This is a genomic window from Horticoccus luteus, from assembly GCF_019464535.1.
GTDB lineage: Bacteria > Verrucomicrobiota > Verrucomicrobiia > Opitutales > Opitutaceae > Horticoccus > Horticoccus luteus.
Genome location: NZ_CP080507.1, coordinates 2,429,350 through 2,452,775, shown reverse-complemented (window position 1 = coordinate 2,452,775; position 23,426 = coordinate 2,429,350). Strand labels below are relative to the sequence as shown.

Sequence of the window (23,426 nt, the reverse complement as noted above, 5' to 3'; positions counted from 1 at the left end):
ACGAGCCGCAGCCGGAAGGATCGTGGGGATCGCTTCCGGCTCCGACGCGCGGGGGTTATTCGGATTTGCCGGAGCGCTCGGCCTTGCGGCGCTCGGTAGCGCGCAGAATGCGTTTGCGCAGGCGGAGGCTCTGGGGCGTGACCTCGACGAATTCATCGGCCGCGATGTATTCGATGGAGCGCTCGAGGGAGAGCTTGGTCGCGGGCGTGAGGCCGGCGCCGACGCCTTCGCCTTGGGAGCGGAAGTTGGTGAGCTTTTTTTCGCGGACCGCGTTGATGCTGATGTCTTCGTTGCGCGGGTTTTCGCCGACGATCATGCCTTCGTAAACTTGTTCGCCAGGGCTGACGAACAGTTTGCCACGCTCCTGACACATGATGAGGGCGTAGGCGGTGGTTTCGCCGCCTTCGGTGGCGATCAGCGTGCCGGTGAGGCGCGTGAGGACTTCGCCGGCGTAGGGGCCGTATTCCTTGAAGAGGTGATTGGTCACGCCGCGGCCGCTGGTGGCGTTGACGACGTCGATTTCCAGACCGATGAGGCCGCGCGTGGTGATCGTGGCCTCGAGCATGGTGGAGTGCGGCAGCTTTTCCATGTTGGTGAGCTGACCCTTGCGGTTGGCGAGATTCTGCATGATCGAGCCGACGCATTCGTCGGGCACTTCGATCCAGACGGTCTCGTAAGGCTCCATGCGTTTTCCATCGATGACCTTTTCGATGACGGTCGGCCGGGAGACGAGAAACTCAAAACCTTCGCGGCGCATGGTTTCGGCGAGCACGGCGACTTGCATGGCGCCGCGGGCCTTGACGTTGAAAACGCCGGCGCGGTCGGAATCGTCGACGCTGATGGAGACGTTGGTCTTCAGCTCGCGGAAGAGGCGTTCGCGGAGCTGGCGGGAGGTGACGAGTTTGCCTTCCTGGCCGACGAGCGGGCCGTCGTTGACGGCGAACTGCATCTCGAGGGTCGGCGGGTCGATCTCGGTAAACGGCAACGCGTGACCGGCTTCGTCGACGGTGAGCGTGTCGCCGATATCGATGTCTTCGAAACCGGAGAGGCCGACGATATTTCCCGCGACGCCGGCGTCGGTTTCCTGTGTGCCGAGCCCGGAGTATTCGAAAACCTTGGTGACTTTGGAGCGGAGGCGTTTGCCGTCGGAGTGGCGGACGGTGAAAACGGTTTCGCCGACGTTGATTTTGCCGCCGAGGATTTTGCCGATGGCGATACGGCCGACGTAATCGCTCCAATCGATGTTGGACACGAGCATGTGAAACGCCTCATCGGGCTTGGCGAACGGCGGCGGGATGTGGTCGAGAATGGTCTGGAACAGCGGCGTCATGTTCTCGCGCTTGTCGCCGAGGTTTTTCATCATGTAGCCGTCGCGGCCGGAGCCGTAAACGACCGGGGCGTCGAACTGCTCCTCGGTGGCGTTGAGCTCCATGAGGAGCTCGAGGACGCGGTCATACATTTTCGCGGGATCGGCGTTATCGCGGTCGATCTTGTTGATGACGATAATGACCTTGAGGCCGTGCTGAAGGGCCTTGCGCAGCACGAAACGCGTTTGCGCCTGCGGCCCGTCGTAGGCATCGACGACGAGCAAAACGCCGTCGACCATGCGCAACGCGCGCTCCACTTCACCGCCGAAATCAGCGTGGCCCGGAGTGTCGACGATGTTGATGATTTTATCGGCCCAGTGCACCGAGGTGTTTTTCGCCTTGATGGTGATGCCTTTCTCGCGTTCGAGATCCATGGAATCCATGGCGCGTTCTTCGACCTGCTGGTTGGCGCGAAACACGCCGCCTTCCTTCAGGAGCTTGTCGACCAGGGTGGTTTTGCCGTGGTCGACGTGGGCGATAATGGCGATGTTGCGGATGTTCTGATTCATTGCGCGAAGGCGGGCTGACGTTGAAAAAAGGATCAAAGTGCGGACCGGTGCCTTCGAATGCAAGGAGGAAGGTCGGATGGCATTTTGGGCGCAACCAAGAGGGCGGAAGGCTGTCGGCCGATAGGCGGTCGGCCCTCGTCGCCGTAGTAACTTATGCGATTTTCGATTCTGATTCTGGCCACGTTGGGGCTGATGGCGGCGCCCATGAGCGCAGGAGAAAAAAACGGTGACGCGGTGCTCAATGTGCGCGATTTCGGTGCCGTCGGCGATGGGCAGGTGCATCTCGTGCGCGAGTGGGTCGAAGCGGGGCGGTATCGGAATCTCGACGCGTTGCGCCGCGATTACTCCGCCGTGGATAGTTTGGACTGGAGCGTTGATGAAGCGGCGTTCGAGCGGGCGAAGAGCCGGCTCCCTCTGATCGGCGGGACGATCTACTTTCCGGCGGGGCACTATGTGGCGGCGCGACAGGCGTGGACGATCAAACGCGACCGGGTGACGTTGCGCGGGGACGGTGCCGACAAGACGATTTTGTCCACCGTGCCCAAGGTGCCGGATGGACTGGTGCTGGCGGGGTATCGCCACGTGGGCTGGCTGGAGTCGGCGGAGCAGGCGTATCCGTTTTCCGCGGAGAGCGGGGCACGTGGGAGCGATGTCGTGCGGCTGAACCTGGCGGAATGGGCGCGCGAATTTGAGCCGGGCGAACTGGTGTTCATCCGGAACGGTGCGGCAAAATTCGACCAGGATTATGGCGAGTTTAACGAAGTGGCGGCGGTGGGCGCGGCGGGCGAGTTGCAGTTCAAGTATCCGTTCGCGCGCGATTACACTTTGCCGCAGGTCAATTGGGCAGGCGAGACGGCGGACGCGTTCACGATGCCAAAGGTGAATGAAGCGGTCGAAGTGAAGATCCGGCGCGGCGAGGGCTTTCATCAGCCGTCGCATTACACGAGCATCACGATCGGCGAGGAAATTTTCCGGGTGCTGAAAGCGAAGGAAGGGTGGCTGACTTTGCGCAATCCCGGGCGGGGCAATTCTCCTGCAGGGACGGTGGTGCCGGCGGGGGCGCGGATCGCGAAATCGCGGGCGGTGATCCGGCTCACGCAGTCCACGCGGGATTTCGCCGCGGAGGGACTGCAAATCGTCGGCCGGCGAAAAGTGCTGAACCTTTCCAATAGTTACCGGATGCGGTTCACGGATTGCGTGTTCGTGCGCGACGCCAGCGCGGGAGATCATCGCGGCGGCGTAACGATTGATGGCGACGATGGGCGGTTTGCGGTTTTCGAGCGGTGCACCGTGCGGGCGACACCGGCGGCGACGATGCAGTTCGCGCGTTCGTTTGGCGGCGTCACGTTTCGCGACTGCCATTTCGTTGACGCATCCGTGGTGTTCACTGAGTTCAATTTCGACTGCGCGGTGGAGCAGTGTGCGTTTGACGTGGAGAGCCGGGGGTTGGACCACGTGATCGTGGTCGGAAATTCAGGCGGCGATCTTCGCGTGTTGAACAACCGGATCGTGCTGCACGCGCCGGTGAAGGCGGTCTTCGATGCGATCACGGACATCCACTCGCAGCGCCATGGCGGGGAAGGGCCGACGATCATTCGCGGCAACCAGATCGAGAGTGCGGCGAAAGTGCGGATTTTCGGACTGGGGTTTTCGTCTGAGACTGAGATCGAAGGCAACACGCGCAACGGCAAGGCGGTGACGCGAAAGCAATAGGCACAAAAAAGGCCCGCAGAGCCGAAGCTCTACGGGCCAAATTCGGGGTTGGGCGCTCGCCACGCGCTCTTTCCCATCCACACACATTGGGCGCCCTCGCTTTCGCGGGCTGTGTGTTTCCCGACGCCACTCTCCGCGGCATGCGGATGTTTCGGTCTCATGGCGGGACCGTCCTGACCGTTGCCGGTCGGGATCTTTCGAGTGAGGCCTCTTCGCCCGGTTCGGATGTTTCCTGCCGGAAGCATCGCGCCGGACGTGGTGCAGACACGCCTGCAATCTTTCAATTTCGCGTCGGCACCTTGATCACGAGGACGGCCCCGGCTTTTGGCCGGGCGTTGGCCCCGTGCTACGGGTCTGACCTCTTAACTCTCAGGTTGCGTTTCATTTTTGCAGTGGGGTGACGCGGTTTTTCACGCCGCCCCGGTGGAGGAGGTTGGGCGAACTTTGCCAGGTTCGCTCTCTCCCCGCCGCCGTATTTCCGTTGCGCGCCTGGCTCTTTCGAGCCGGGCCTTCTGGCGGGGTGGGCCCGCCGGGAAACGCGATGGCGTTCTGGTCTGCGCAGTAGCAACCATAACCCTCTGGGTAACTGCCTCGGCGCACGGGTCGAAACGTCCCGTGGGCCTGACTCGGCTCAGCGTGGTTTCTGATCACGCCTGACCGCACAGTTCCTGATTCGTGCTGAACTGACCGGACACGACTCCGGCCAGAGGAACTGGTGACATATGCCTTGGCCGTTGCGGCTTGCGCCACAGCGGAAGGGGAGGGCGGCACCAGTTGCCACCGACCTTTCCCCGGTCGCCCGGGATTATCCCAGTCGTGCTTTCGGCCCGCCTTTCAGCGGAGCGAGCGGCGACTGTTCTATCAAGGAACGAGGACGAGGTTGCGCGGCCGTGTTCGATTTGAGAAGTCTTTGTTCTTCACAACTTTCTCACGGTTGAAAACGGTGAATAACTTGGGGGTAAAGTGGCTCACGGGTTATTCACTGACGGCGAGGCGTGAAGAGAGGGGGAGGGACACGAAGAGTTTTTGCCGCCACGTGACGAGCGTGCGGCGAGTTGGAAACCTCGCTTGCCACGCTGCGCGGGGTCGCGAACGCTTGATGGTCCATGTCTCCGCGCGAACTCCCGATCTATGAACTCGAAGGCGCCGTCATCGAGACGGTGCGCGGGTGCGGCCGGCTGATCGTGCAGGCGCCAACAGGATCGGGCAAGTCGACGCAGATTCCGCAGATGCTCTGGCGCCATGGCGTGTTGGGCGAAAAGGGCGAGGTGGTGGTGTTGCAACCGCGCCGGCTGGCGGCGCGACTCCTCGCGAAGCGCGTGGCGGAGGAGGCGGGCACGAATCTTGGCGAAGGCGTGGGCTATCAAATCCGGCTGGAGTCGCGCATCAGCGAGCGCACGCGCATCCGGTTCGTGACGGAGGGGATTTTGCTGCGGCAGATGTCGTTCGATCCCGGCTTGCCGGGCGTGAGCGCGATCGTCTTCGACGAGTTTCACGAGCGGCATTTGTATGGCGACATCTCGCTCGCGCGGGCGTTGCAGTTGCAGCAAAGCACGCGGCCCGATCTCAAAATCATCGTGATGTCGGCGACGCTCGATGCCGGCGCGTTGAAAAATTATCTCGCACCGTGCGAGGTGCTCACGTCGCAAGGCCGCAGTTTTCCCGTGGCGATCGAGTATTGGTCGAAGCCGGTGAACTTCGAACACGAGCCGGTGTGGGAGGTCGCGGCGGAGGCGTGTGAACGTGTCGCGGAGTCCACGACGGGGGACATGCTGGTGTTCATGCCGGGCGGTTACGAAATCGCGCGGACGGTGCAGGCGATTCAGGGCGCGCGGGGCTTGCGCGGATTCGTGTGTTTTCCGCTGCATGGCGAGTTGCCGCCGGAGCAGCAGGACCGCGCGGTGGCGCGCTACGAGGCGCGCAAGATCATCGTCTCGACGAACGTCGCGGAAACGTCGCTCACGATCGATGGCGTGACGGCGGTGATCGACAGCGGACTGGCGCGGATCGCGCGTTTCGATCCGCATCGCGGGATCAACACGCTCTTGGTCGAAAAAATCTCCGCCGCGAGCGCGGACCAGCGGGCGGGCCGCGCGGGGCGCACGGCGCCCGGCATCGCGGTGCGGCTTTGGACGGAGCGCGAACATGGGCAGCGGGCGTTGCAGGAATTGCCGGAGGTGAAGCGGCTCGACCTGGCGGAAGTGGTGCTGACGCTGAAGGCGAGCGGCGTCGACGACGTGGCGAATTTTCCGTGGCTGGAAAAGCCGGAAGCGAAGGGGTTGGACCGCGCGGAGGAGCTGCTCGCGGATCTGGGGGCGTTGGCGGGCGAGCGGCGGGCGATTTCGGAGCTGGGGCGGAAGATGCTGCGTTTTCCCATGCATCCGCGCTATGCACGAATGTTCCTCGCGGCACAGGAGCGGGGCTGCGTGCGGCCGGTGGCGTTGATGGCGGCGCTGACCCAGGGGCGGAATTTTCTGCTGCGCGGCGTGGGCAAGGACGTGGAGCGTGCACGCGAGGATCTGCTCGGCGAAGAACACGAGAGCGATTTTTTCCTGCTGATGCGCGCGTGGCGCTTCGCGGAGAAAAACAATTTCAGTTTGGACGCGTGCCGCCGGCTCGGCATCCACGCACAAGCGGCGCGGCAGGTGGGGCCGTTGTTCGAGCAATTTTTGCAGATCGCGGGCGATGAAGGCCTCGACATCGCAGAAGGTCGGATCGATGGCGTGGAGGTGCGGAAGTGCGTGCTCGCCGGGTTTTCGGATCAACTGGCGAAACGCCTCGATGGCGGGACGCTGCGCTGCGAACTCGTGCACCAGCGGCGCGGCGTGCTGGCGCGCGAAAGCGCGGTGCAAAAGGCACCGTTGTTGGTCGCGGCGGAGATCAACGAAGTGGGCGGGCGCGGCGGAGAGGTGAATGTGTTGCTCGCCCTCGCCACGGCGGTCGAGGAGGCGTGGTTGAAGGAGATTTTCCCGGACGATTTCAAGGACACGCGCGGCGTGAGTTACGACGAATCGATCCGCCGCGTGGTGTCGCGGCGCGAGCGGCGGTTTCGCGATCTCGTGCTGGAGACCAAGGTGAGCAGCGACGAGGCGCCGCTGGATGCGGCGGCGGCGTTGCTGACGAAGGAAGTGCTGGCCGGGCGGCTGAAACTCGAAGCGTGGGACGAGGCGGTGGAGCAGTGGATCACGCGGGTGAACCGGCTGGCGGAATGGTTTCCCGAGCTGGAGGTTAATCCGGTGACGCCGGCTGATCGGGCGACGTTGATCGAGCAGGTGTGTTATGGCGAACTCGGTTACCGCGACATCAAGGACAAGCCGGTGATGCCGGTGCTGCGGGACTGGCTGACGGCGGAGCAACTCGCGGTGATCGATCTGTATCTGCCGGAGCGTTTGACGATGGCGAATGGGCGGCGGTCAAAAATCACTTACCATGACGAAGGGTCGCCGGTGTTGAGCGCGCGGATTCAGGAGCTTTACGGGATCGAGGGAAAATTCACCGTCGGCAACGGACGCGTGCCGGTGAAGATCGAGGTGCTCGCGCCGAACCAGCGGCCGATTCAGGTGACGGACGACCTCACGGCGTTCTGGCGCGACATGTATCCGAAAGTGAAGGCGGAGTTGTCGCGGCGTTATCCGCGGCACGAGTGGCGGTGACGAGTGCGGACGCGAGAGTTATTCGCGTTGCCGGGAGTCGATGACGATCGTGACCGGGCCGTCGTTCACGAGGGCAACCTGCATGTCGGCGCCGAACTCGCCGGCAGCGACAGGGCGGCCGAGGGCGGTGGCGGCGAGATCAAGAAATTGTTCGTAGAGCGGGCGCGCAGCATCGAGACGCGCCGCGTCGTTGAACGACGGGCGCGTGCCTTTGCGAGTGCTCGCGATCAAGGTGAACTGACTGATCACGAGGAGATCTCCAGCGACGTCCTGCACGGAGCGATTGAGCGCGCCGGCGTCGTCGGGAAAAATACGCAGGCCGACGATCTTGCGGACGAGCCATTCGGCGTCGGACAACGTGTCGCCGGCGGCGATGCCGAGGAGGATGAGGAGGCCGCGATCGATGCGGCCAACGACGCGCCCGGCGATGGTGACGTGCGCCTGACTGACGCGTTGAAGAACGACGCGCACCGGAGCAGAGCCGTCAGACCATCGGCACGTGCGGCTCGACGTCCGCCTCGTAATTCACGTTGGGCAGGCCGAAGCCGAAAAGCTTGAGGAACTCGCTGCGATAGCCGGCGATGTCGGTGAGGTCGGCGAGATTTTCCGTGGTGACGTCGGGCCAGATGCGGGCGACGGCGGATTGGATTTCGGGGCGCATTTCCCAGTCGTCGACGCGGGCGCGGCCGGCGTCGTCGAAGGAGGGCGAGTGGCCGTTATACATCTGCGTGGCGAAGAGGCGTTGCATTTGCTCGATGCAGCCTTCGTGGGTGCCCGCCGCCTTCATGACTTTGTAGAGGATGGAAATATAGAGCGGCACGACCGGGATCGCGGAGCTGGCCTGCGTGACGAGGGCTTTGTTGACGGAGATGAAGGCGCGGCCGCCGGTGGTTTTGAGTTGGGCGTCGATGGCGCGGGCGGCGCGTTCGAGATCGTTTTTGGCGAGGCCAATGGTGCCGTTTTTGTAGATCGGCCAGGTGACTTCGGGGCCGATGTAGGAGTAGGCGACCGTTTGCGCGCCGGGGGCGAGGAGGTTGGCATCGCGCAAGGCGCCGAGCCAGAGCTCCCAGTCTTCGCCGCCCATGACGGCGGTGGTGTCGGCGATCTCGGCTTCGTTGGCGGGTTCGATCGTGACGGAGCTGACGATGCCTTTGTCGGTATCGACGGTTTTGTTGGTGTAGGACGCGCCGACCGGTTTCAGAACGGATTTATGGACGACGCCGGTGGCGGGATGCGTGCGCCGCGGAGAGGCGAGGGAGTAGACAACGAGATCGATCTGGCCGAGGTCGGCGCGAATGAGGTCGAGAGCCTGGCGTTTGATGTCGGTGGAAAACGCGTCGCCATTGATGTTCTTGGCGTAGAGGCCGGCGGCGTGGGCGGCTTTGGTAAACGCGATGGTGTTATACCAACCGGGCGTGGCGGTGCGGCCTTCTTCAGAGGGGCGCTCAAAAAATATGCCGAGGGTCGCGGCGCCGCTGCCGAAAGCCGCGGTGATGCGCGAGGCGAGGCCGTAGCCGGTGGACGAGCCGATGACCAAGACCTTCTTCGGTCCGTTCGCGATGGGGCCCTTCCGCTTCACGTAATCGATCCATTCCTGCACGTGCGCGGCGCAACCGGTGGGATGGGCGGTGACGCAAACGAAACCGCGGACCTTGGGCTTGATGATCATAAGCGAGCGAGACTCCGAACGCAGTGCGGCGGTGACAAGATTCAAGTTTGGAGGAGCGCGGGTTGGGGCGAAGCGCGGACGGCGACCCTCACGGCTGGGTTTCCACAAGAAAGGCACGATCGGTGTCGGTGCCCGCGTCCGAGCGTCGGACGAGACTGAAAACAGGTGTCGCATCCGGCGCGTCGACCGGCCACGGAAACGCCGTGCGAAGGTGAGGCGAGAGCTTGGCCGACGAGATCGCCAAGCAGACGCGAGTCGAGGTGCCGAAGCGGGCGAGTAGCACGTAGCTTTCTCCGTCGGGCAGAGGACCGAGAAAGTCCGCGGCGAAAAATGCCGACCTGCCGGCCGCATTCCACGCGACGATGGCGCATGGGGCGGCGGCGTCGGCGGACCGCAGGAAAACAAGACGGTGGAACGGAGTGTCGGAGTTGCGCGCGTGTTCGGCCAGGAGGTGTTCCGCGGCGAGTTCGTTGTGCAGGCTGCGGAGTTCGAGGCGGGCGAGATCGCGTTCGGCGGTGAGGCTGAGGGCGCGGCGCCGCGCGTCCAAATCACGCTGGACCCACCCAACGGCGGCGATCAGGGCGGCGAGGGCGAGGAGGAGGAGCGCGAGCACGCGCGGGATGCGGCGGACGTTCATAGCACCCAGAATCCGAAGAGCCCGAGGACGATCAGAAAAGCGAGGAGGGTGAGCGCGATCCGTTCGCTGCGGGTGACGCGAAGTGGCATGAGTTTATAGGCCGAGGGGTTGAAGGCCGTGGATGATTTCCTGCACGAGGGGTTCGCGCGCGAGAACCGCCCACGGTTGATTACTGGAGAAGCGCACGAAAAACTGACTACCGCCGTGCCGAAAGCGGTAGTGCAACGCGAGTTTAAGCAGCGACTGGGGGTCGGTCGGCGGGTCGTAGTTGATCGGTTGGCCATCGTAGAGATGCCAGAACCAGACGTTTTGCGGGAAGTCGCCGTTGCGAAAGCGACGGAATTCGGCGGGAGGGAGCGGTTGATCGCGGAGGTGAAGCGTCACGCGGGCGCGATCGAGGGCCTCCCAGCCGGCGCCTGGCCAGCAGAGGTCGGGCGTATGCGAGGCGACGAGACTGACGGGCACTTGGCCGGGCGCCCAATAAGCGAGGTAAACGGTGAGCTGGATGGTCTTGTCGCCGTCGGGCCGGACGTAGGTGCGTTGCTCCATGGCATCGGTGCGCAGGATAGGACTGTAGCGTTGGAGATCCGTTTCCGTTTTGACCAGCCAGCCGCGAGGAGTGGCGGGAAGGAGTGCGGCGAGATCCGGCCGGGGTAAATTGTTGTGATCGGGGGGGCGCGCGCCGGAGAGGAAAAAGAGGATTAGAGCGACGACGGCGCATTGCACACCGAGAAGCGACCAGAGCAACCCGCGCGGCCGGGAGCGCGGGACGGCGGGAGGCGGCGTTGGCGTCGTGGGAGGAGCGGAGACGCGACCGAGGAGGAGGGCCAAACCGCCGAGGATCAGTGCCGTGATACCGAGCACGGAATACCCGGTGGCATCGTGCCAGAAACCGGAAATATCGACTCCGGCGTTGGCGAGCAGGGTCAGCGTTAACGAGCGCAGAAAGTTCATCGTCAACGCGAGCGGCGCGGCGAGGGCGATCAGCAGAACGCGCGGCCATGGGCGGCGGACGAGTGTCGCCGAAAAAAAGAGCCCGGCGAACACACAGGATACGAGGCTGCGGACGCCGCTACAGGCTTCTTCCACGCCGACAGTGGCCTGGGCCAACACGATGACGTTGCCATGCTGGTTCGCGGGGATGCCGAGAAGATGCAGCGCGCCCAGCACGTGGTCGGTGATCCAGAGCTGAAGGTTGATGGTGAGGCGCGCGAGCGAGCCTGGGGGCAGCGGCACGCTGAGCAACCAGAGCGCGAGAATCGTCACCGCGGCCCAGTTAAAAGTGACTGCGCCGATGGGGCGGCTGGCCAGCACCAGCGCGACTGCCGCGGACAACGATACCAACGCGATCGCGAGTGTGAAATACACAAACGGATGCGTCCACTCCATGGAGGCGGCGTAAATTCCGGCGACGCCGAGCGCAGCGAAGCCGAGCAGCGCGAGGGCGCCGCAGGCGAGCCAAAGCAAACCGTTCACGCGGGGATGCCAGCCGGGGCGGCGTCCAATGACATCGGCTCCCAGCAGGACGACCACCACGGGCATGGCGAGACCGTGGGAGAGGTCGGGATTATTCCACCATTGGGGAAAAACGTAGACGCAAAATGCGACCGTCAGCACGGCGAGCACGATACTGTTGGCCCACACCAGCACCCCGACGCGTGGCGCGGGCGGGAGAGCGCTGGTGGAAATCGTGTGAGACATGAACGGCGGGCGCTCAGTGTGGCGGCTTGGTGGGCGCGCGCAACAGCGTTAACGGACGGCGGGGGCGCCCGGAATGCGCAAACGCGGCTGGCCAAATCTGAAAGGCCGGACACGCTGCCGGATCTTCTTTTTTATGAAAAACATGATTTCCCGGCTGGTTGTTTTGACGGCGTTGGTCGCATTGATCGCGGGTGGCGCGTCAGGAGTGAAGGCGGCGTCGGCAAAGGTGGGCGAGGCGGCACCTGACTTCACGTTGGCGGACATCAATGGTCAGTCACACCGGCTTTCCGATTATCGCGGCAAAACCGTGGTGCTGGAATGGTTCAACCCGGAGTGTCCATTCGTGAAGAAGCATTATGAGAGCGGCAACCTCCCGCGCACGCAGAAGGGGGCGATGGCCGACGGCGTCGTTTGGTTGACGATCAACTCCGGCCATCCGGGCGCTCAGGGCAGCTACAATGCGCAGGAGGTGCGAGATTGGCTCAAGACGCACGACGCCACGCCGACGGCGTATATGCGCGACGAAGACGGGAGCGTTGGGCGCCTGTATGGAGCGAAGACCACGCCGCACATGTTCATCATCACGCCCCAAGGGGAGCTCGTTTACCAAGGGGCGATCGACAGCATTCGTTCAGCCAGCAAGGCCGATATTCCAAAGGCGGAAAACTACGTTACGTCGGCGCTGCGGGAGTTGAAGGCGGGCGAGCCGATCGCGAAGGCGAACACACAGCCCTACGGCTGCGCGGTGAAATACTAAGAGCGTAACGCGCGCGGCGGCGGAAGCACCGCGCAGCGAAGAGGGCCGATTTTTTGGGCGGGAGACGACGGCCTCAGACGTTCACGGCAAACAAGTCCGGGTGCATCTCGCCCTCGGCGACTTTGTTGACGGTGCCGGTCATCATGATCGAAAAGTCGTCGCCGATCTCGATGCCGATCTCGCCGCCGGGCATGTGCACGGTGAGGGCGCGATCGACAAGGCCGAGGCGATGGGCAACGGCAGCGGCGGCGCTGGAACTGCTGCCGGACGCAAGCGTGTAGCCGGCGCCGCGTTCCCAGATCTCGATGCGAATGTTGGCGCGATCGATCACCTGCAGGAACTGCACGTTGGTCTTGCGCGGAAAATTCGGATGCGTCTCGAAGTGGGGACCGTAGCGGTGCGCGAGCTCCGGCGAAATCTCGCTCAAGGGAATCACGCAGTGTGGATTGCCGATCGTCGCGGCGCAGAAGGTGAATTCGCGATCGAGAATCATGAGGCGCTCGTTCAGCACCTCGCGCGGCGGTCCGGCGACAGGGATTTTGTCGCTGGCAAAACTCACGCGGCCCATGGCCACAGTGATGAGGTGGCCGTTTTCTTTGATCACGGACCTGACCGGGCCGCCGGGGGTTTCGATACTAAACGAAGGCGTTAAAACCAGGCGTTGATCCCAGAGGAACCGGGAAAAGATGCGCAGGCCGTTGCCCGACTTCTCGGCTTCGGAGCCGTCGGGATTAAAAATACGCAGGCCGAATTCGCTGTCTCGCGAGGGCAGAGGGCCCCAGAGAATGCCGTCGGAACCGACGCCAAAGTTGCGGTGGCAGATGACGCGAATCTGCGCGACAGAGGGCTCCCGCCACGTGGGAAAATCGCGAGGATCGAGCACGAGATAGTCGTTACCCAAGGCGTGATATTTAAAAAAGCGCATGGCGAGCAAGGTGGGGGAGAGGGCGGAGCGAGGGAGGTCGATTCGGCGCGATCACGTCGCCGGCGAGGCGCCGGCCGTGGGGGTGTAACCAAAGAGTTGCCGGCGCTTGATCGCGTCGGCGGTCACCGCTGGCACCGCGCGCTCCCATGCCGCATCGCCCGCGACGATTTGCCGGCGAACATCGGACGGGAAGATAGGGAGAGCGTCGGGCGAAAAACCGTTGATGCAGGTGAGATAGCCGTTTTGCAGCAAGTGGGCGTAGAGGTGGCGCAGATGCGGAGTGATGGGGAGATTTTCGGCGGTGACGAGCGCACCGTCGGGGAGGGGCGGGGGAAGGCGAGTCGCGGCGGCGCTCGCGCGGTCGCTGGCCAAATACGCCGCGTAGGCGGTGGGCAGCATCGGATACACGTAAAGTTTCACGGCATGGCGAAACATGCGGCCAAAGGATTCCAGCAAACCGCCCTCGAGAGGCTCATAGCGTTCTTCGTTGAACACCTCGAGCAGGCTGCGGATGCCGAGGGCGACGCCGATCATTTCCTTGGTGTAGCGGCGGAAGTAGGAAGTGAGCCGGAAGAATTCGGCGTAGTTGGAAATCAAAACCGTGTAGCCGAGTGCTGCGAGGAGATCGACCCGCGCGAGGCAATCCGCCGAATCGAGCGCGCCGCGCGCGGCGAGGGTGCTCAAGGTCAGTTCCGCGAGCACGACCACGTCTTTACCCGCCACGAGCGGGTCCGCGACAAATTGAGCGGTGGCGCAGCGGAGCAGGTCGATTTGCGCGTGAGTGACGGGATGAAACCCACCGCGTTCGACGAGGACGGGTTTGCGATGAAGCACTTCGGAGGGTTGCAAGACATCGCCGTGGGGACCGAACATGACGGCGTTGGTCAGCCCGGTTTGCACCAGGTGCAGCGCCATGAGCCGGTGATCAACTTGCGGAAATGCCGGGCCCGAGAAGCGCAGCATGTCGATTTCGATGCGTTCGGCGCCGAGGTGGTCGACGAGGGATTCGATGAACGCGAGCGGCGCGGCGCGGTGGTAGAACGCCGCGTAGATCAGATTGACGCCGATGATACCGAGCGCCTGCTGCTGCAGCACGCTCTCCTTGTCCCACATGTGAACGTGCACGACGATTTCGCTGGCCGGACCGAGCGGCTCGGTTTGGAACCGCACGCCGAGCCAGCCGTGAGCTTCGTTGTTACCACGGAAACTGGTGGTGGCGACGGTGTCGGCGAAAACAAAGAACGTGGTGCGATCGCCCCGATGTTGCGCCAGGCGTTCGCGCAGCAAATCGAATTCATGATCGAGCATGAGGCTGAGTCGCTCGCGGGAAACGTAGCGCGCAGCCTTGCCGTAGATGGAGTCGCTGAAGACCATGTCGTAGGCCGAAATGGTCTTGGCGATGGTGCCGGACGCGCCGCCGGCTTGGAAGAAGACGCGGGCCACTTCCTGGCCGGCACCGATCTCGGCGAAGGTGCCGTATTTCGCGTCATCGAGATTGATCGTGAGCGCCTTCCGATTCGTGGTGAGCAGTTCGTGGTGGGCAGACATCGGAACCGGGACGCAAGCAGGAATCGTGTGGCTTGGAAAGCATCCCGCGAAACCGGCGATGTGCTTTCGACTGGCTGACGCGGGGAAACCTTCTAGCCTGTGCGGCCATGAGAAACTTCATCACGTCGATGCTCGGCTCGCTGGTGGCGCTCGTGATTTTTGCCGGTGGCGCCGTGGTGGTGATGGTGTTGCTGATCGGGGCGCTGGCCGCGCTGGGCCAAAAGCACGTGGCGCCGGTGGAAAACGGATCTTTTCTGGTCTTTAACCTTTCGACGAACATCGTGGATGGCCCGCCGGAATTCGACCTGAGCGAGATCACGGGCGGGCGGCGGAAAACGTTGCAAGTGCGAAATGTGACGCGGGCGCTGCAGCGCGCGGCCCACGATGACAGGATCAAGGGTGTGGTGCTGATCGGCTCAATTTCGCCAGCGGAACTCGGCTCGGGTTATGCGGCGTTGCGGGAAGTGCGCGGAGCGCTGATGGCGGTGCGCAAGGCGGGAAAGCCCGTGCACGCGTATCTGACTTATGCGACCACGCGGGACTACTACCTCGCCTCGGTCGCTTCCGATATCGCGCTCGATCCCTACGGCATGATCGTGATGCCTGGTCTGGCCTCGGAGCCGGTGTTTTTTGCGGGCGCATTTGAGAAATACGGCATTGGCGTGCAGGTCACTCGCGTGGGCAAATACAAGAGCTACGTGGAGCCATTCACGCGCAAGGAAATGAGCCCGGAAAACCGCGAGGAGACGCAGCGGCTGCTCAGCGACATCTGGGGACAATTGCGCGCCGAGGTCGGCCGCAGCCGCGGGATCAGCGCAGGCGAGGTGCAGCGCGTGGTCGATGCCGAAGGGCTGATCCGCCCGGAAGCGGCGCGCGACGCCAAGCTCGTTGATCGCGTGGTCTATCGCGACGAATTGATCGACGAATTGAAGACGCAGACCGGGCGGCGCGGCTCCAAACAGTCGTTCAAACAGATCGCGTTGGATGAATACATCAAAGCGGTCGGACTCGATGCGCGGCCCAACCTCGCCCAAAATCGCGGGAAGATCGGCCTCGTTTACGCGGAGGGGTCCATCGTCGATGGCGAAGGGGATCGCGGCGAAGTCGGCGGGACGAAGTTCGCCCGCGCCTTACGCGATTTCCGAGAGGATGACGCGATCAAGGCGATCGTGATCCGCGTCAACAGTCCCGGCGGCTCGGTCTCGGCGTCGGAAGCGATTCAACGCGAAGTGCGGCTGGCGCGCGAAAAAAAGCCGGTGGTGATTTCGATGGGCAGTTACGCGGCGTCGGGCGGCTATTGGATTTCCACCTACGGCAACAGGATTTTCGCGGAGCCGACGACGATCACGGGATCGATCGGCGTGTTCGGGATCCAGTTTGATGTGAAGCGGCTCGCGAACGATTTTGGCATCACGTTTGACAGCGTGAAGACGGGAAAATTCGCCGATGCGATCACAATTTCGCGGCCCAAGACGCCGGAGGAATTGGCAATCTTCCAACGGATGGTGGACTGGATTTATGGCGAGTTTGTCCGGAAAGTGGCCGAGTCGCGTCACCTCGATCCGGCCGCCGTGGAGGAAATCGCGCAAGGCCGCGTGTGGTCAGGCAGCGAAGCCAAGAAGCTCGGGTTGGTTGATGAGATCGGCGGCCTCGAAATCGCGCTGCAATACGCGGCGAAGGAAGGGCATTTGGGGCGCGACTATCGGGTGGAAGAGTTTCCCCGGAAAAAGGATTTGGGCGAAGCCATTAGCGACTGGCTGGGACATGACCGGCCGGGAATGGACACCGGGGAAGGCGTGCTGCGTGAGATCACCACGCGCGTCAAAACGCAGATCAAGACGCTCCATAGTTTCAACGATCCGGCGGGGCTTTATGCGCGCCTGCCGTTGGAGTTGAGTGTCAAATGAACGATTCATGGATTCCACAACGTATCGATTGAACCGCGACTGCAGCGCGACGCGAATTCCCGCGGGTGACGCCATTACCTTGGCCGCCGGGAGCGAGGTGAGCGTAATGCAGACGCTGGGCGGCAACATCACGGTGCGCATTGATGCCGGACTGGCGCGCATCGCCCGGGAAGACGTGAGTGCAATTGAGGGCTTCGAGCTGCCTTCCGAGACACCGGTGGAGGGAAGCGGCGAGTTCAGCGAGACGGCGGTGTGGGAGGCGTTGAAGACCTGCTTCGACCCGGAGATTCCGGTCAACATCGTCGATCTCGGCTTGGTTTACGATTTAGCGATCGAACCGGTGGCAGGAGGACGACACGTCGATGTGAAGATGACCTTGACGGCACCGGGTTGCGGCATGGGGCCGGTCATCGCGGAGGATGCGCGACAAAAAATCGCGGCCTTGCCGACGGTGGTCACGGCCAAGGTGCATATCGTGTGGGATCCGATTTGGACGCCGCACATGATCTCTGCCGCCGGACGCGAAAAGCTCGGACTGCCGCCGCAATGACGCCCGGCGCGGCCTAGGCGCTGACGCTGTCGAGCGAACACGGGGTCAGTGCGGTCTCGCAATTCGGACGCGCAATCACGCCGGGGTAAGGTTCATCGGCAAAGAGACGCGAAGGATCAGCGAGGAGGTGCCGGTCGCAAACGTGAAAAAGTTCCGCTTCGCTTTCGGCCCGCCGCATGTCGTGCAGAAACGCGCCGCCGGCGTCCACGCTTTGCCCGACGAAGTTCAGGTATTTTTTCATGCGATTCACGTGGGCGCGCTCTGGAATGCCGGGCGCCTGCGTCGCGCGGTAAAGTCGTTCGATGTAATCGCGCACGTCGCCGAGTGAAACCCGCGTGACCGGTTGCCCGGCGAAAAGCTCGCGGCACTGGCGGAAGAGCCAGGGATTACGGATGGCGTGGCGGCCGAGCATGACGCCGGCTGCCTTGGTGTGCGCAAGGACGGCAGCGGCGCGGGCGGCGGAGGTGATGTTGCCGTTGGCGAGAACGGGGCATGCGACCCGACTGACGGCGCGAGCGATGAAGTCGTAATGCACTTCGCCGCGATACATTTCCTTCACGGTGCGACCATGCACGCTCAGAAGGTCGACACGATGTTCGTTGACCAGGTCGAGAATGCGTTCGAAGGGCGACATGTCATCGAAGCCGAGGCGCATCTTGACGGTAAAAAGTCCCGGCACGCAGGCGCGGAGCGCTCCGAAAATTTCAGCGATCTTATCGGGTTCGCGCAGCAGGCCGCCGCCGACGTTCTTTTTGTAAACCTTGGGGGCGGGACAACCGAGGTTGAGATCGATGCCAGCGACGCGGTGCGTTAACAGTTCCTCCGCCGTGCGCTGGAGATCGGTGATGTTTTCGCCAATCAGTTGGGCGAAGACGGGACGTCCGGTCGTGTTTTCGTCGATCGAGCGAAGAATGTGTTTTTCCGGACGGGATTGCGCATGGACGCGGAAAAACTCGGTGAAGAAATAATCGGGTGCGCCGTAGTGCGCGATGACCCGCATGAAGGCGAGGTCAGTCACATCCTGCATCGGCGCGAGCGCCGTCAGCGGCGCACCGGCGACGAGGGGGGCCGGGAGAGGAGCGAGAGCGGTCATGCCGGCCTAGAGCGATTCTTCGTCAGGCTCGTCGTCCTGCTCTGACTGTTGCTGGAGCACGCGCTCGAGGATTTCGGTCATGTCTTCAACGGCCGAGAAAACCGCCGGGGCGACGAGGATGGGACGCTTCTGTTGCAGCGCGAGCACGATGGAGTCGCTTGGTCGGGCGTCGATTTCCACGATTTTCAGGCCAAGTTCGTTTTCCATGCGCAACAGGATGCGGGCGAAAAACGTGCCCTCCTGGGCATCGTTGACGACGACATGATCGATGCGCGCATTGAGACCGGTGAGGATGTGGCTGATCAGATCGTGTGTCAGCGGACGCTCCTTTTTAACGCCGTTGAGCGTCATTTGAATCGCGTTGCCGACCGACTGGTCGACGTAAATGACAAAGGTTTTATCCTCATTACCCAGAAAGACCGCGCAGCCGTTGGCGGTGGGCATGACTCCCTTCACTGTGACAACGACGGCTTGATTTGGCATGGGGAAGAATTTGCGCGTCCCGGTGGGAAAGCGCAAGTGGGGGCGACTCACTCGAAGCCGAGCAGGCTGATGCCCCACGCCTTGGCTTGCGTCAGCACGGCGGGTTTCTCGAGCACGAGGACGCGGCCGGACTCCAGCGCGGCCGCGGCGAGACCGGCTTCGCGCATGACCTCAAGCGTGCGCAGCCCGAAGCACGGAACGTCGAAGCGATAATCCTGGTGGCTTTTCACGGTCTTCACGAACAAGGAGCCATCGGTTTTGAAAGTGCCGGCGCGGCGCAGCATGTCATCGGTGCCCTCAAACGCCTCGACGGCAAGCACGGTGCCTTTGCGCACGACGCAGCCCTGGCCGATATCGAGGCGTGCACATTCGCGAGCAATGTGAATGCCATGCTCGACGTAGTCAGCAGACACGGGGAAGGTGCGTCCGGTCATGCACCCGGGCGAGGCCAGATGGGCGTCGAGAAAGGAGCGGGCGTCGAGCAGTTGCACGCCGATCTGCTCCATCTCCGCGGCGATGGCGCCGAAGATCGTCTCGGCATTACGGCGCTTCAGCGAGAGGAGGATGCGGGTTGCTTTAAGATCAGGATGAAGTCCGCGAAAAAGCCGGCGCGGCGTAATTTGGCCGGCCATCAGGGCGGAACCGACACCGAATCGCTCCAGCGCCTTGAGCATGCGGCCGAGTTGCCCGACGCGCAGCAGGGCGCGCTCGCTCTCGGGAAACGCGTCCACCAACTCCGTGCGGGTTTCTTCTTCGAAGGCGATCAACCGCACCGGCACACCTGCTTCGCGCGCGGCGGCGGCCACGAGCTGAGGATAGACGCCTTGACCCGCAATCAGCGCAAGAGGGCGCCGGGCGTCGAAATCAGCGGGAAGAAACGCGGAGAGCACAGGGCCAAGCTGGCGAAGAGGGGCGGGGCGTCGACCCGGAATTGCGGGCGACGACTAGGTCTGCGAGCCGTAATATTTCTTGTAGCTCCGGTAATACCGGTAGTTGGAATAATATTCGATGCGCCGGGGCGAGAGACCGTTGAGGACGACCCCGAGCACTTCGTTTTTGCCGCCGCGCAGCGCGCGCATGTAAAGGCGGATGTGTTTTCGGTAGGCGCGATTGAAGCGGCAGACGTAGATGACCTCGTCGGTGCGTTCAGCGATCAGCAGACTGTCGGTGACGGCGCCGAGCGGCGGCGAATCCACGAGCACCACATCAAAGAGGCGTTTGAAGCGTTCGAGGAGCTGGCCGAAAGCGGCGTTTTCGAGGAGTTCGGTGGGCGTCTTCGAGCGGCCGCCGGAGCAAAGGAGCCAAAGATTGTCGCCGACCTGAGTGAGCCCGAGGTGGGCATCCGTCATGAGATCGCCGTCGAGTTTGGCGCCGTTTTCATACCAGAGCATGAGACCGGCGTCGTTCTGCTGGTTGAAATGCCGGTGGAGCATTGGGCGACGGAGATCGCAATCGATCAGCAGCGTCTTTTTGCCATGGCGGGCGAAGCAGCCGGCGAGATTGCAGGAGACGAGGGTTTTGCCTTCGCCGGGAATCGTGCTGGTCACCAGAATCGATTTCGGGAAATCGAGTTTGGAATAAATTTTAGCGGCGCTGTAGATGCCGAGAAACGCCTCCGCGCCGTGGGCGTTGCTGTTGAGGACGAGGCGATATTTTTCATCGTCCTTGACCGAACTGAGATCAGGAATGATGCCCAGAAGGTTGGCGCCGATGAAGGACTCGACGTCCCAAGCGCTCTTGATGCGATCGTCGATGAAGCTGATGCCGATCGCGACCGCGAGAAATACAATGATGCCCGTGCCGATGCAGGACTTGAGGATGCGCTGGATGTTCGGCGAGAAGGGAGCGCCGGCCGGCACCGCGCGGTCCAGCGGGCGCACGGGGATATTGTCGAGATTCTTGCTGGTGGTGGCTTGGTTGAGCCGATTCAGAATTTCGACGTAGTTGTTTTTCGCGACGTTGGCCTGGTTTTCGAGGCTCTTGAAGTCCACCGAGAGTTCACGGAGGCGAAAGGCTTCTTGTTCGTGCGCCGCGTATTCCTTTTGCATGTTCGCCTCGGTCGTGCGCGCCTTGGAGAGGCTGGCGGAGAGGTCGGCGATGGCATCGTTGACGGCGGCGGACAGCTGATTTTGGGCGACGCTGATCGCGTTCGCCAATTCGATCATTTTCGGATGCCGCTCAAGATAACGATCGGCGAGGACCGACTGAGAGCGCTGCAAATCGGTCAGTTGTCCCTTGAGACTCGGGATGGGGCCATGCGTGGCGATATAAGTGATATCGAGGAGGTTCTTGCCGTCCTTTTGGAAGCTGGTGATCTGGTTGTAGAGCGTTTCGAGTTGCAGACGCTCGAGGCGCGCAGAGGTCAGGGCGCCGTTCACGCTTTTGAGGCGGTCGGTGACGATGTTGATACTGTTGTCGAGCGAGACGAGATTCTGCTGCTGCATGTATTGCTGCAGCCGCTGTTCAGCGGTTTCGGACTCGTGCCGCAGCTGCTCGGCGCGCGTGCGCAGGTAGCTGACGGCAAAGTCGTTTTTGCCGCCTTTCGAATCCACGAGATACTGCATGAATTCGTCGACATAGCGGTTGGCAATCAACGCGGCGGCCGTGGGGCTGCGGTGGCTGACGCTGATTCGCAGCAGGAGACTGTTGCGCAGGGGCTCGACGCTGATCGAGCCGAGCGCCGCGCCGACAGAGGGAGGCGATTCGCCAGGTTTGAGGGACGCCAGATAAGGTGCTTGCAGGACCTTCGCTTCCTCGGGGGTGATTGACTCGATGACGCGGGACCGCAACTGGCCGCTGTTGAGGACCTGAATATTGGTATTAAGATCGACGTCGCTGCGCACGGATTCGTCGACCACCTGCTCATTGAGCACGACTTTTTCCGGGCGTTCGAATTGCAGCGTCGCCGAGCTGGAATACATCGGCGTCTGCTTCATTTGTTGATACGCCATCGTGAGCGAAACGATCAGCGCGAGGGGGAGGGCGATCCACAAACGTTCGCGGAGCGTGATGATGTAATCACGCAGCGTGCGGCGCTCGATCGCTTCCTCTTCGGCAGCGTGTTGCACGCCTGACGGTGGTTTGACGGGGGACTCGGACATCGAATTAAATGATGCGTTCAGGAACGTAGACAACGTCGCCCGCCTCGAGCATGAGGGCGTTTTCCTTCAGTTTGGAACGGTCTTTGCCTTTGATGAGGCTTTCGACGTCGATGATGAAGGTTTGGGATTTCTGGTCGGTGTTATTATCGCCAGGAGAGATACGTGTGACCCGGACCGCCGTGCCTTTGGCCGTGTCGCGGAATCCGCCAGCTCGGGTGATGAGTTCCAATACACTCATCGATGATTCGATCGGGAGCGGATAACGACCGGGGGAGTTCACCGCGCCGGAAATGGAGACCTCACGAGGGGCGTAATCCTCGACCGTGATCGTCACCTGCGGGGTGCGCAAAAAACGCCCGTCGTGATATGCTTTCTCGATCGCGAGCTGCGCGTCGGTGCGGGTCATGCCGGCGAGACGGACTTCGCCGACCAAGGGTAGATTCACACAGCCCTTCGCATCGATGCGCGCGATGGTGGAAAGATCTTCCTCCTGAAAGATCGCGATCCGAACGCGATCGGTGGGCGTGAGTTTGTAGTCGTAATTCTTCGTCTCGGTCGGCTGGGCGGTGGCGACCGAACGCAGCACGAAGCTCGAGAGTAAGACGGCGAGGAATGCGACCAAGGAGCGAGAGAAGATAAAGCGCATCGAGATCAGAAACGGGTGCTAACGGTAAAGGTCACGGATTGCCGGATAAAATCGGAAAAGCTCAAGGTGGACCAGTTTTCAAACCACGTATAGGTGACCGAAAACTTGAGATAGTCGCGCATCGTGTAGTTTAAATTTCCGCCCCACGTGAGGTAATCGTCGCGCCGTCCTCCGCCCAAGGATCCCAGAAAGCGGGTGTGGCCGTAGCCGAGGTTGAGTCCGGCGGATAGTCGGGCGTTGAAGGTGTGTTGCAGATCCAGCGAGGTGACGAAGGAGTCGATGTTTACCGCGGTGGCCGTCGTCGAAAAATCCTTTGTCACCTGTCCGGTGAGACTCGTCTTGGCATCGAAGTTCCATGAGCTTGAACCCGTGAGGAAGAGGCCGTGGGTGTCGGAGTCAGGCACTCCGGGGGTCGTGCGAACTTGATAGCCGGCGCGGAAGGACCCGTTGAGTTTGGGCAAGAGTTTGCCGGTGACGCCCGCGGACCACGAGTTGTCGTAGGACTTGGTGTTGAACGAGGTGTCGGTCACGCGCAGTCGATAGCCGCCCATGAGATCGCGTTCGGACGTATAAACGTAGTTGAGGTCGATCGCGGCAGAATAGGTGTTGAGATTGGCCAATCCTTGCGTGTCGACCTCTTTGGCTTGGCTGTAAGTAAAGCTGCCGGAGAACGAGTAGCGGTCGATGACAGGATATTTTAGAAAGAGGCCGGTCGTATAGTTGAGCGTATTTAAACGCGTGTTGGTCGACGGGTCGGCGCGGCTGCTGCGAGCTCCGGAAAGGGTGAGCGATCCGGTCGTGCGTCCTTCGCCCTTCGTCAACTCCATGGAAACCGATGGGTTGGCGAAGTTCTGCCCCGAAAATTTGTCAAACCGCGAGATGTCGTAGCTGAGGCTGGCATTGAAGCCGAGGATGCCGGCGCGACGCGCGTAATCAATGTGCAGATTAGCGCTGGATACACTCGTGGAGCCTCCTTCGGAACTGGCGAAGATATTGGTATCGTAGGCCCAGGAGTAACTGGCCCCCACGAATATTTGGTCGCGACCGTCGTTGAAACGCACGAGCGCGTGCGCTGGCGACGCCAACAGGACGAGGGCCAGCAGCGCCGCGAGGCTGGGACGACCGAGTCGTCGCAAGGAAAGAAGCGAACGCCGAAACGACACGGAA

General features: G+C 62.3%; 18 protein-coding genes. 5 read left to right on the top strand and 13 right to left on the bottom strand.

The window, feature by feature from the left end; all coding sequences use genetic code 11:
- Positions 1 to 55: 55 nt before the first annotated feature.
- Positions 56 to 1,876, bottom strand: coding sequence for a translational GTPase TypA (typA, locus tag K0B96_RS10190; protein WP_220160799.1), 1,821 nt, complete (start codon positions 1,874 to 1,876; stop codon positions 56 to 58).
- A 153-nt stretch (positions 1,877 to 2,029) separates the two neighbouring features.
- On the opposite strand from typA, the gene K0B96_RS10185 reads away from it, so the two are divergent.
- Both K0B96_RS10185 and hrpB read left to right on the top strand, forming a co-directional pair.
- Complete coding sequence (locus tag K0B96_RS10185; protein WP_220160798.1) at positions 2,030 to 3,589, top strand: hypothetical protein; 1,560 nt, start codon at positions 2,030 to 2,032, stop codon at positions 3,587 to 3,589.
- Between the two features lie 1,106 nt (positions 3,590 to 4,695).
- Positions 4,696 to 7,242, top strand: coding sequence for an ATP-dependent helicase HrpB (hrpB, locus tag K0B96_RS10180; RefSeq protein ID WP_220160797.1), 2,547 nt, complete (start codon positions 4,696 to 4,698; stop codon positions 7,240 to 7,242).
- An 18-nt stretch (positions 7,243 to 7,260) separates the two neighbouring features.
- Here the strand turns inward: hrpB and dtd are convergent, their stop codons facing one another.
- From dtd to K0B96_RS10160, 4 genes are all read right to left on the bottom strand, one after another.
- Positions 7,261 to 7,713, bottom strand: coding sequence for a D-aminoacyl-tRNA deacylase (gene dtd / locus K0B96_RS10175; protein ID WP_220160796.1), 453 nt, complete (start codon positions 7,711 to 7,713; stop codon positions 7,261 to 7,263).
- 13 nt (positions 7,714 to 7,726) lie between these two features.
- Complete coding sequence (fabV, locus tag K0B96_RS10170; protein ID WP_220160795.1) at positions 7,727 to 8,911, bottom strand: enoyl-ACP reductase FabV; 1,185 nt, start codon at positions 8,909 to 8,911, stop codon at positions 7,727 to 7,729.
- Positions 8,912 to 8,999: 88 nt separating this feature from the next.
- Positions 9,000 to 9,548, bottom strand: a complete 549-nt coding sequence (locus K0B96_RS10165; RefSeq protein WP_220160794.1) for a hypothetical protein — start codon at positions 9,546 to 9,548, stop codon at positions 9,000 to 9,002.
- A gap of 93 nt (positions 9,549 to 9,641) precedes the next feature.
- On the bottom strand, positions 9,642 to 11,249 hold the full coding sequence (locus tag K0B96_RS10160) for an exosortase/archaeosortase family protein (protein WP_220160793.1): 1,608 nt from the start codon (positions 11,247 to 11,249) through the stop codon (positions 9,642 to 9,644).
- Between the two features lie 133 nt (positions 11,250 to 11,382).
- Here K0B96_RS10160 and K0B96_RS10155 point away from each other — a divergent pair, with 133 nt between their 5' ends.
- A complete protein-coding gene (locus K0B96_RS10155) occupies positions 11,383 to 12,006 on the top strand; it encodes a thioredoxin family protein (protein ID WP_220160792.1) in 624 nt (207 codons plus the stop codon).
- 73 nt (positions 12,007 to 12,079) lie between these two features.
- On the opposite strand, the gene dapF is transcribed toward K0B96_RS10155, so the two are convergent.
- Positions 12,080 to 12,931, bottom strand: coding sequence for a diaminopimelate epimerase (gene dapF / locus K0B96_RS10150; RefSeq protein ID WP_220160791.1), 852 nt, complete (start codon positions 12,929 to 12,931; stop codon positions 12,080 to 12,082).
- A 51-nt stretch (positions 12,932 to 12,982) separates the two neighbouring features.
- Entirely contained in the window at positions 12,983 to 14,479 is a 1,497-nt protein-coding gene (locus tag K0B96_RS10145; protein ID WP_220160790.1) for a TonB-dependent receptor, read from the bottom strand.
- Between the two features lie 107 nt (positions 14,480 to 14,586).
- On the opposite strand from K0B96_RS10145, the gene sppA reads away from it, so the two are divergent.
- Positions 14,587 to 16,386 carry a signal peptide peptidase SppA gene (sppA, locus tag K0B96_RS10140; RefSeq protein WP_220160789.1) on the top strand — a complete coding sequence of 600 codons (1,800 nt, stop codon included), beginning with the start codon at positions 14,587 to 14,589 and terminating at the stop codon, positions 16,384 to 16,386.
- A gap of 7 nt (positions 16,387 to 16,393) precedes the next feature.
- Positions 16,394 to 16,936: an iron-sulfur cluster assembly protein gene (locus K0B96_RS10135; protein ID WP_220160788.1), complete on the top strand. Its 543-nt coding sequence runs from the start codon at positions 16,394 to 16,396 to the stop codon at positions 16,934 to 16,936.
- Positions 16,937 to 16,949: 13 nt separating this feature from the next.
- On the opposite strand, the gene K0B96_RS10130 is transcribed toward K0B96_RS10135, so the two are convergent.
- The 6 genes from K0B96_RS10130 to K0B96_RS10105 are packed head-to-tail and all read right to left on the bottom strand — an operon-like array spanning position 16,950 to position 23,422.
- Positions 16,950 to 18,029 carry a tRNA dihydrouridine synthase gene (locus tag K0B96_RS10130; RefSeq protein WP_220160787.1) on the bottom strand — a complete coding sequence of 360 codons (1,080 nt, stop codon included), beginning with the start codon at positions 18,027 to 18,029 and terminating at the stop codon, positions 16,950 to 16,952.
- A gap of 6 nt (positions 18,030 to 18,035) precedes the next feature.
- Positions 18,036 to 18,512, bottom strand: a complete 477-nt coding sequence (locus K0B96_RS10125) for a bifunctional nuclease family protein (RefSeq protein ID WP_220160786.1) — start codon at positions 18,510 to 18,512, stop codon at positions 18,036 to 18,038.
- A gap of 47 nt (positions 18,513 to 18,559) precedes the next feature.
- Positions 18,560 to 19,402: an LpxI family protein gene (locus K0B96_RS10120; RefSeq protein WP_220160785.1), complete on the bottom strand. Its 843-nt coding sequence runs from the start codon at positions 19,400 to 19,402 to the stop codon at positions 18,560 to 18,562.
- Between the two features lie 54 nt (positions 19,403 to 19,456).
- Entirely contained in the window at positions 19,457 to 21,613 is a 2,157-nt protein-coding gene (locus tag K0B96_RS10115; protein ID WP_220160784.1) for a GumC family protein, read from the bottom strand.
- Between the two features lie 4 nt (positions 21,614 to 21,617).
- Entirely contained in the window at positions 21,618 to 22,235 is a 618-nt protein-coding gene (locus K0B96_RS10110; RefSeq protein ID WP_220160783.1) for a polysaccharide biosynthesis/export family protein, read from the bottom strand.
- 29 nt (positions 22,236 to 22,264) lie between these two features.
- Positions 22,265 to 23,422 (bottom strand): outer membrane beta-barrel protein, encoded by a 1,158-nt coding sequence (locus tag K0B96_RS10105; RefSeq protein ID WP_220160782.1) that lies wholly within the window; start codon positions 23,420 to 23,422, stop codon positions 22,265 to 22,267.
- Positions 23,423 to 23,426: the final 4 nt, after the last annotated feature.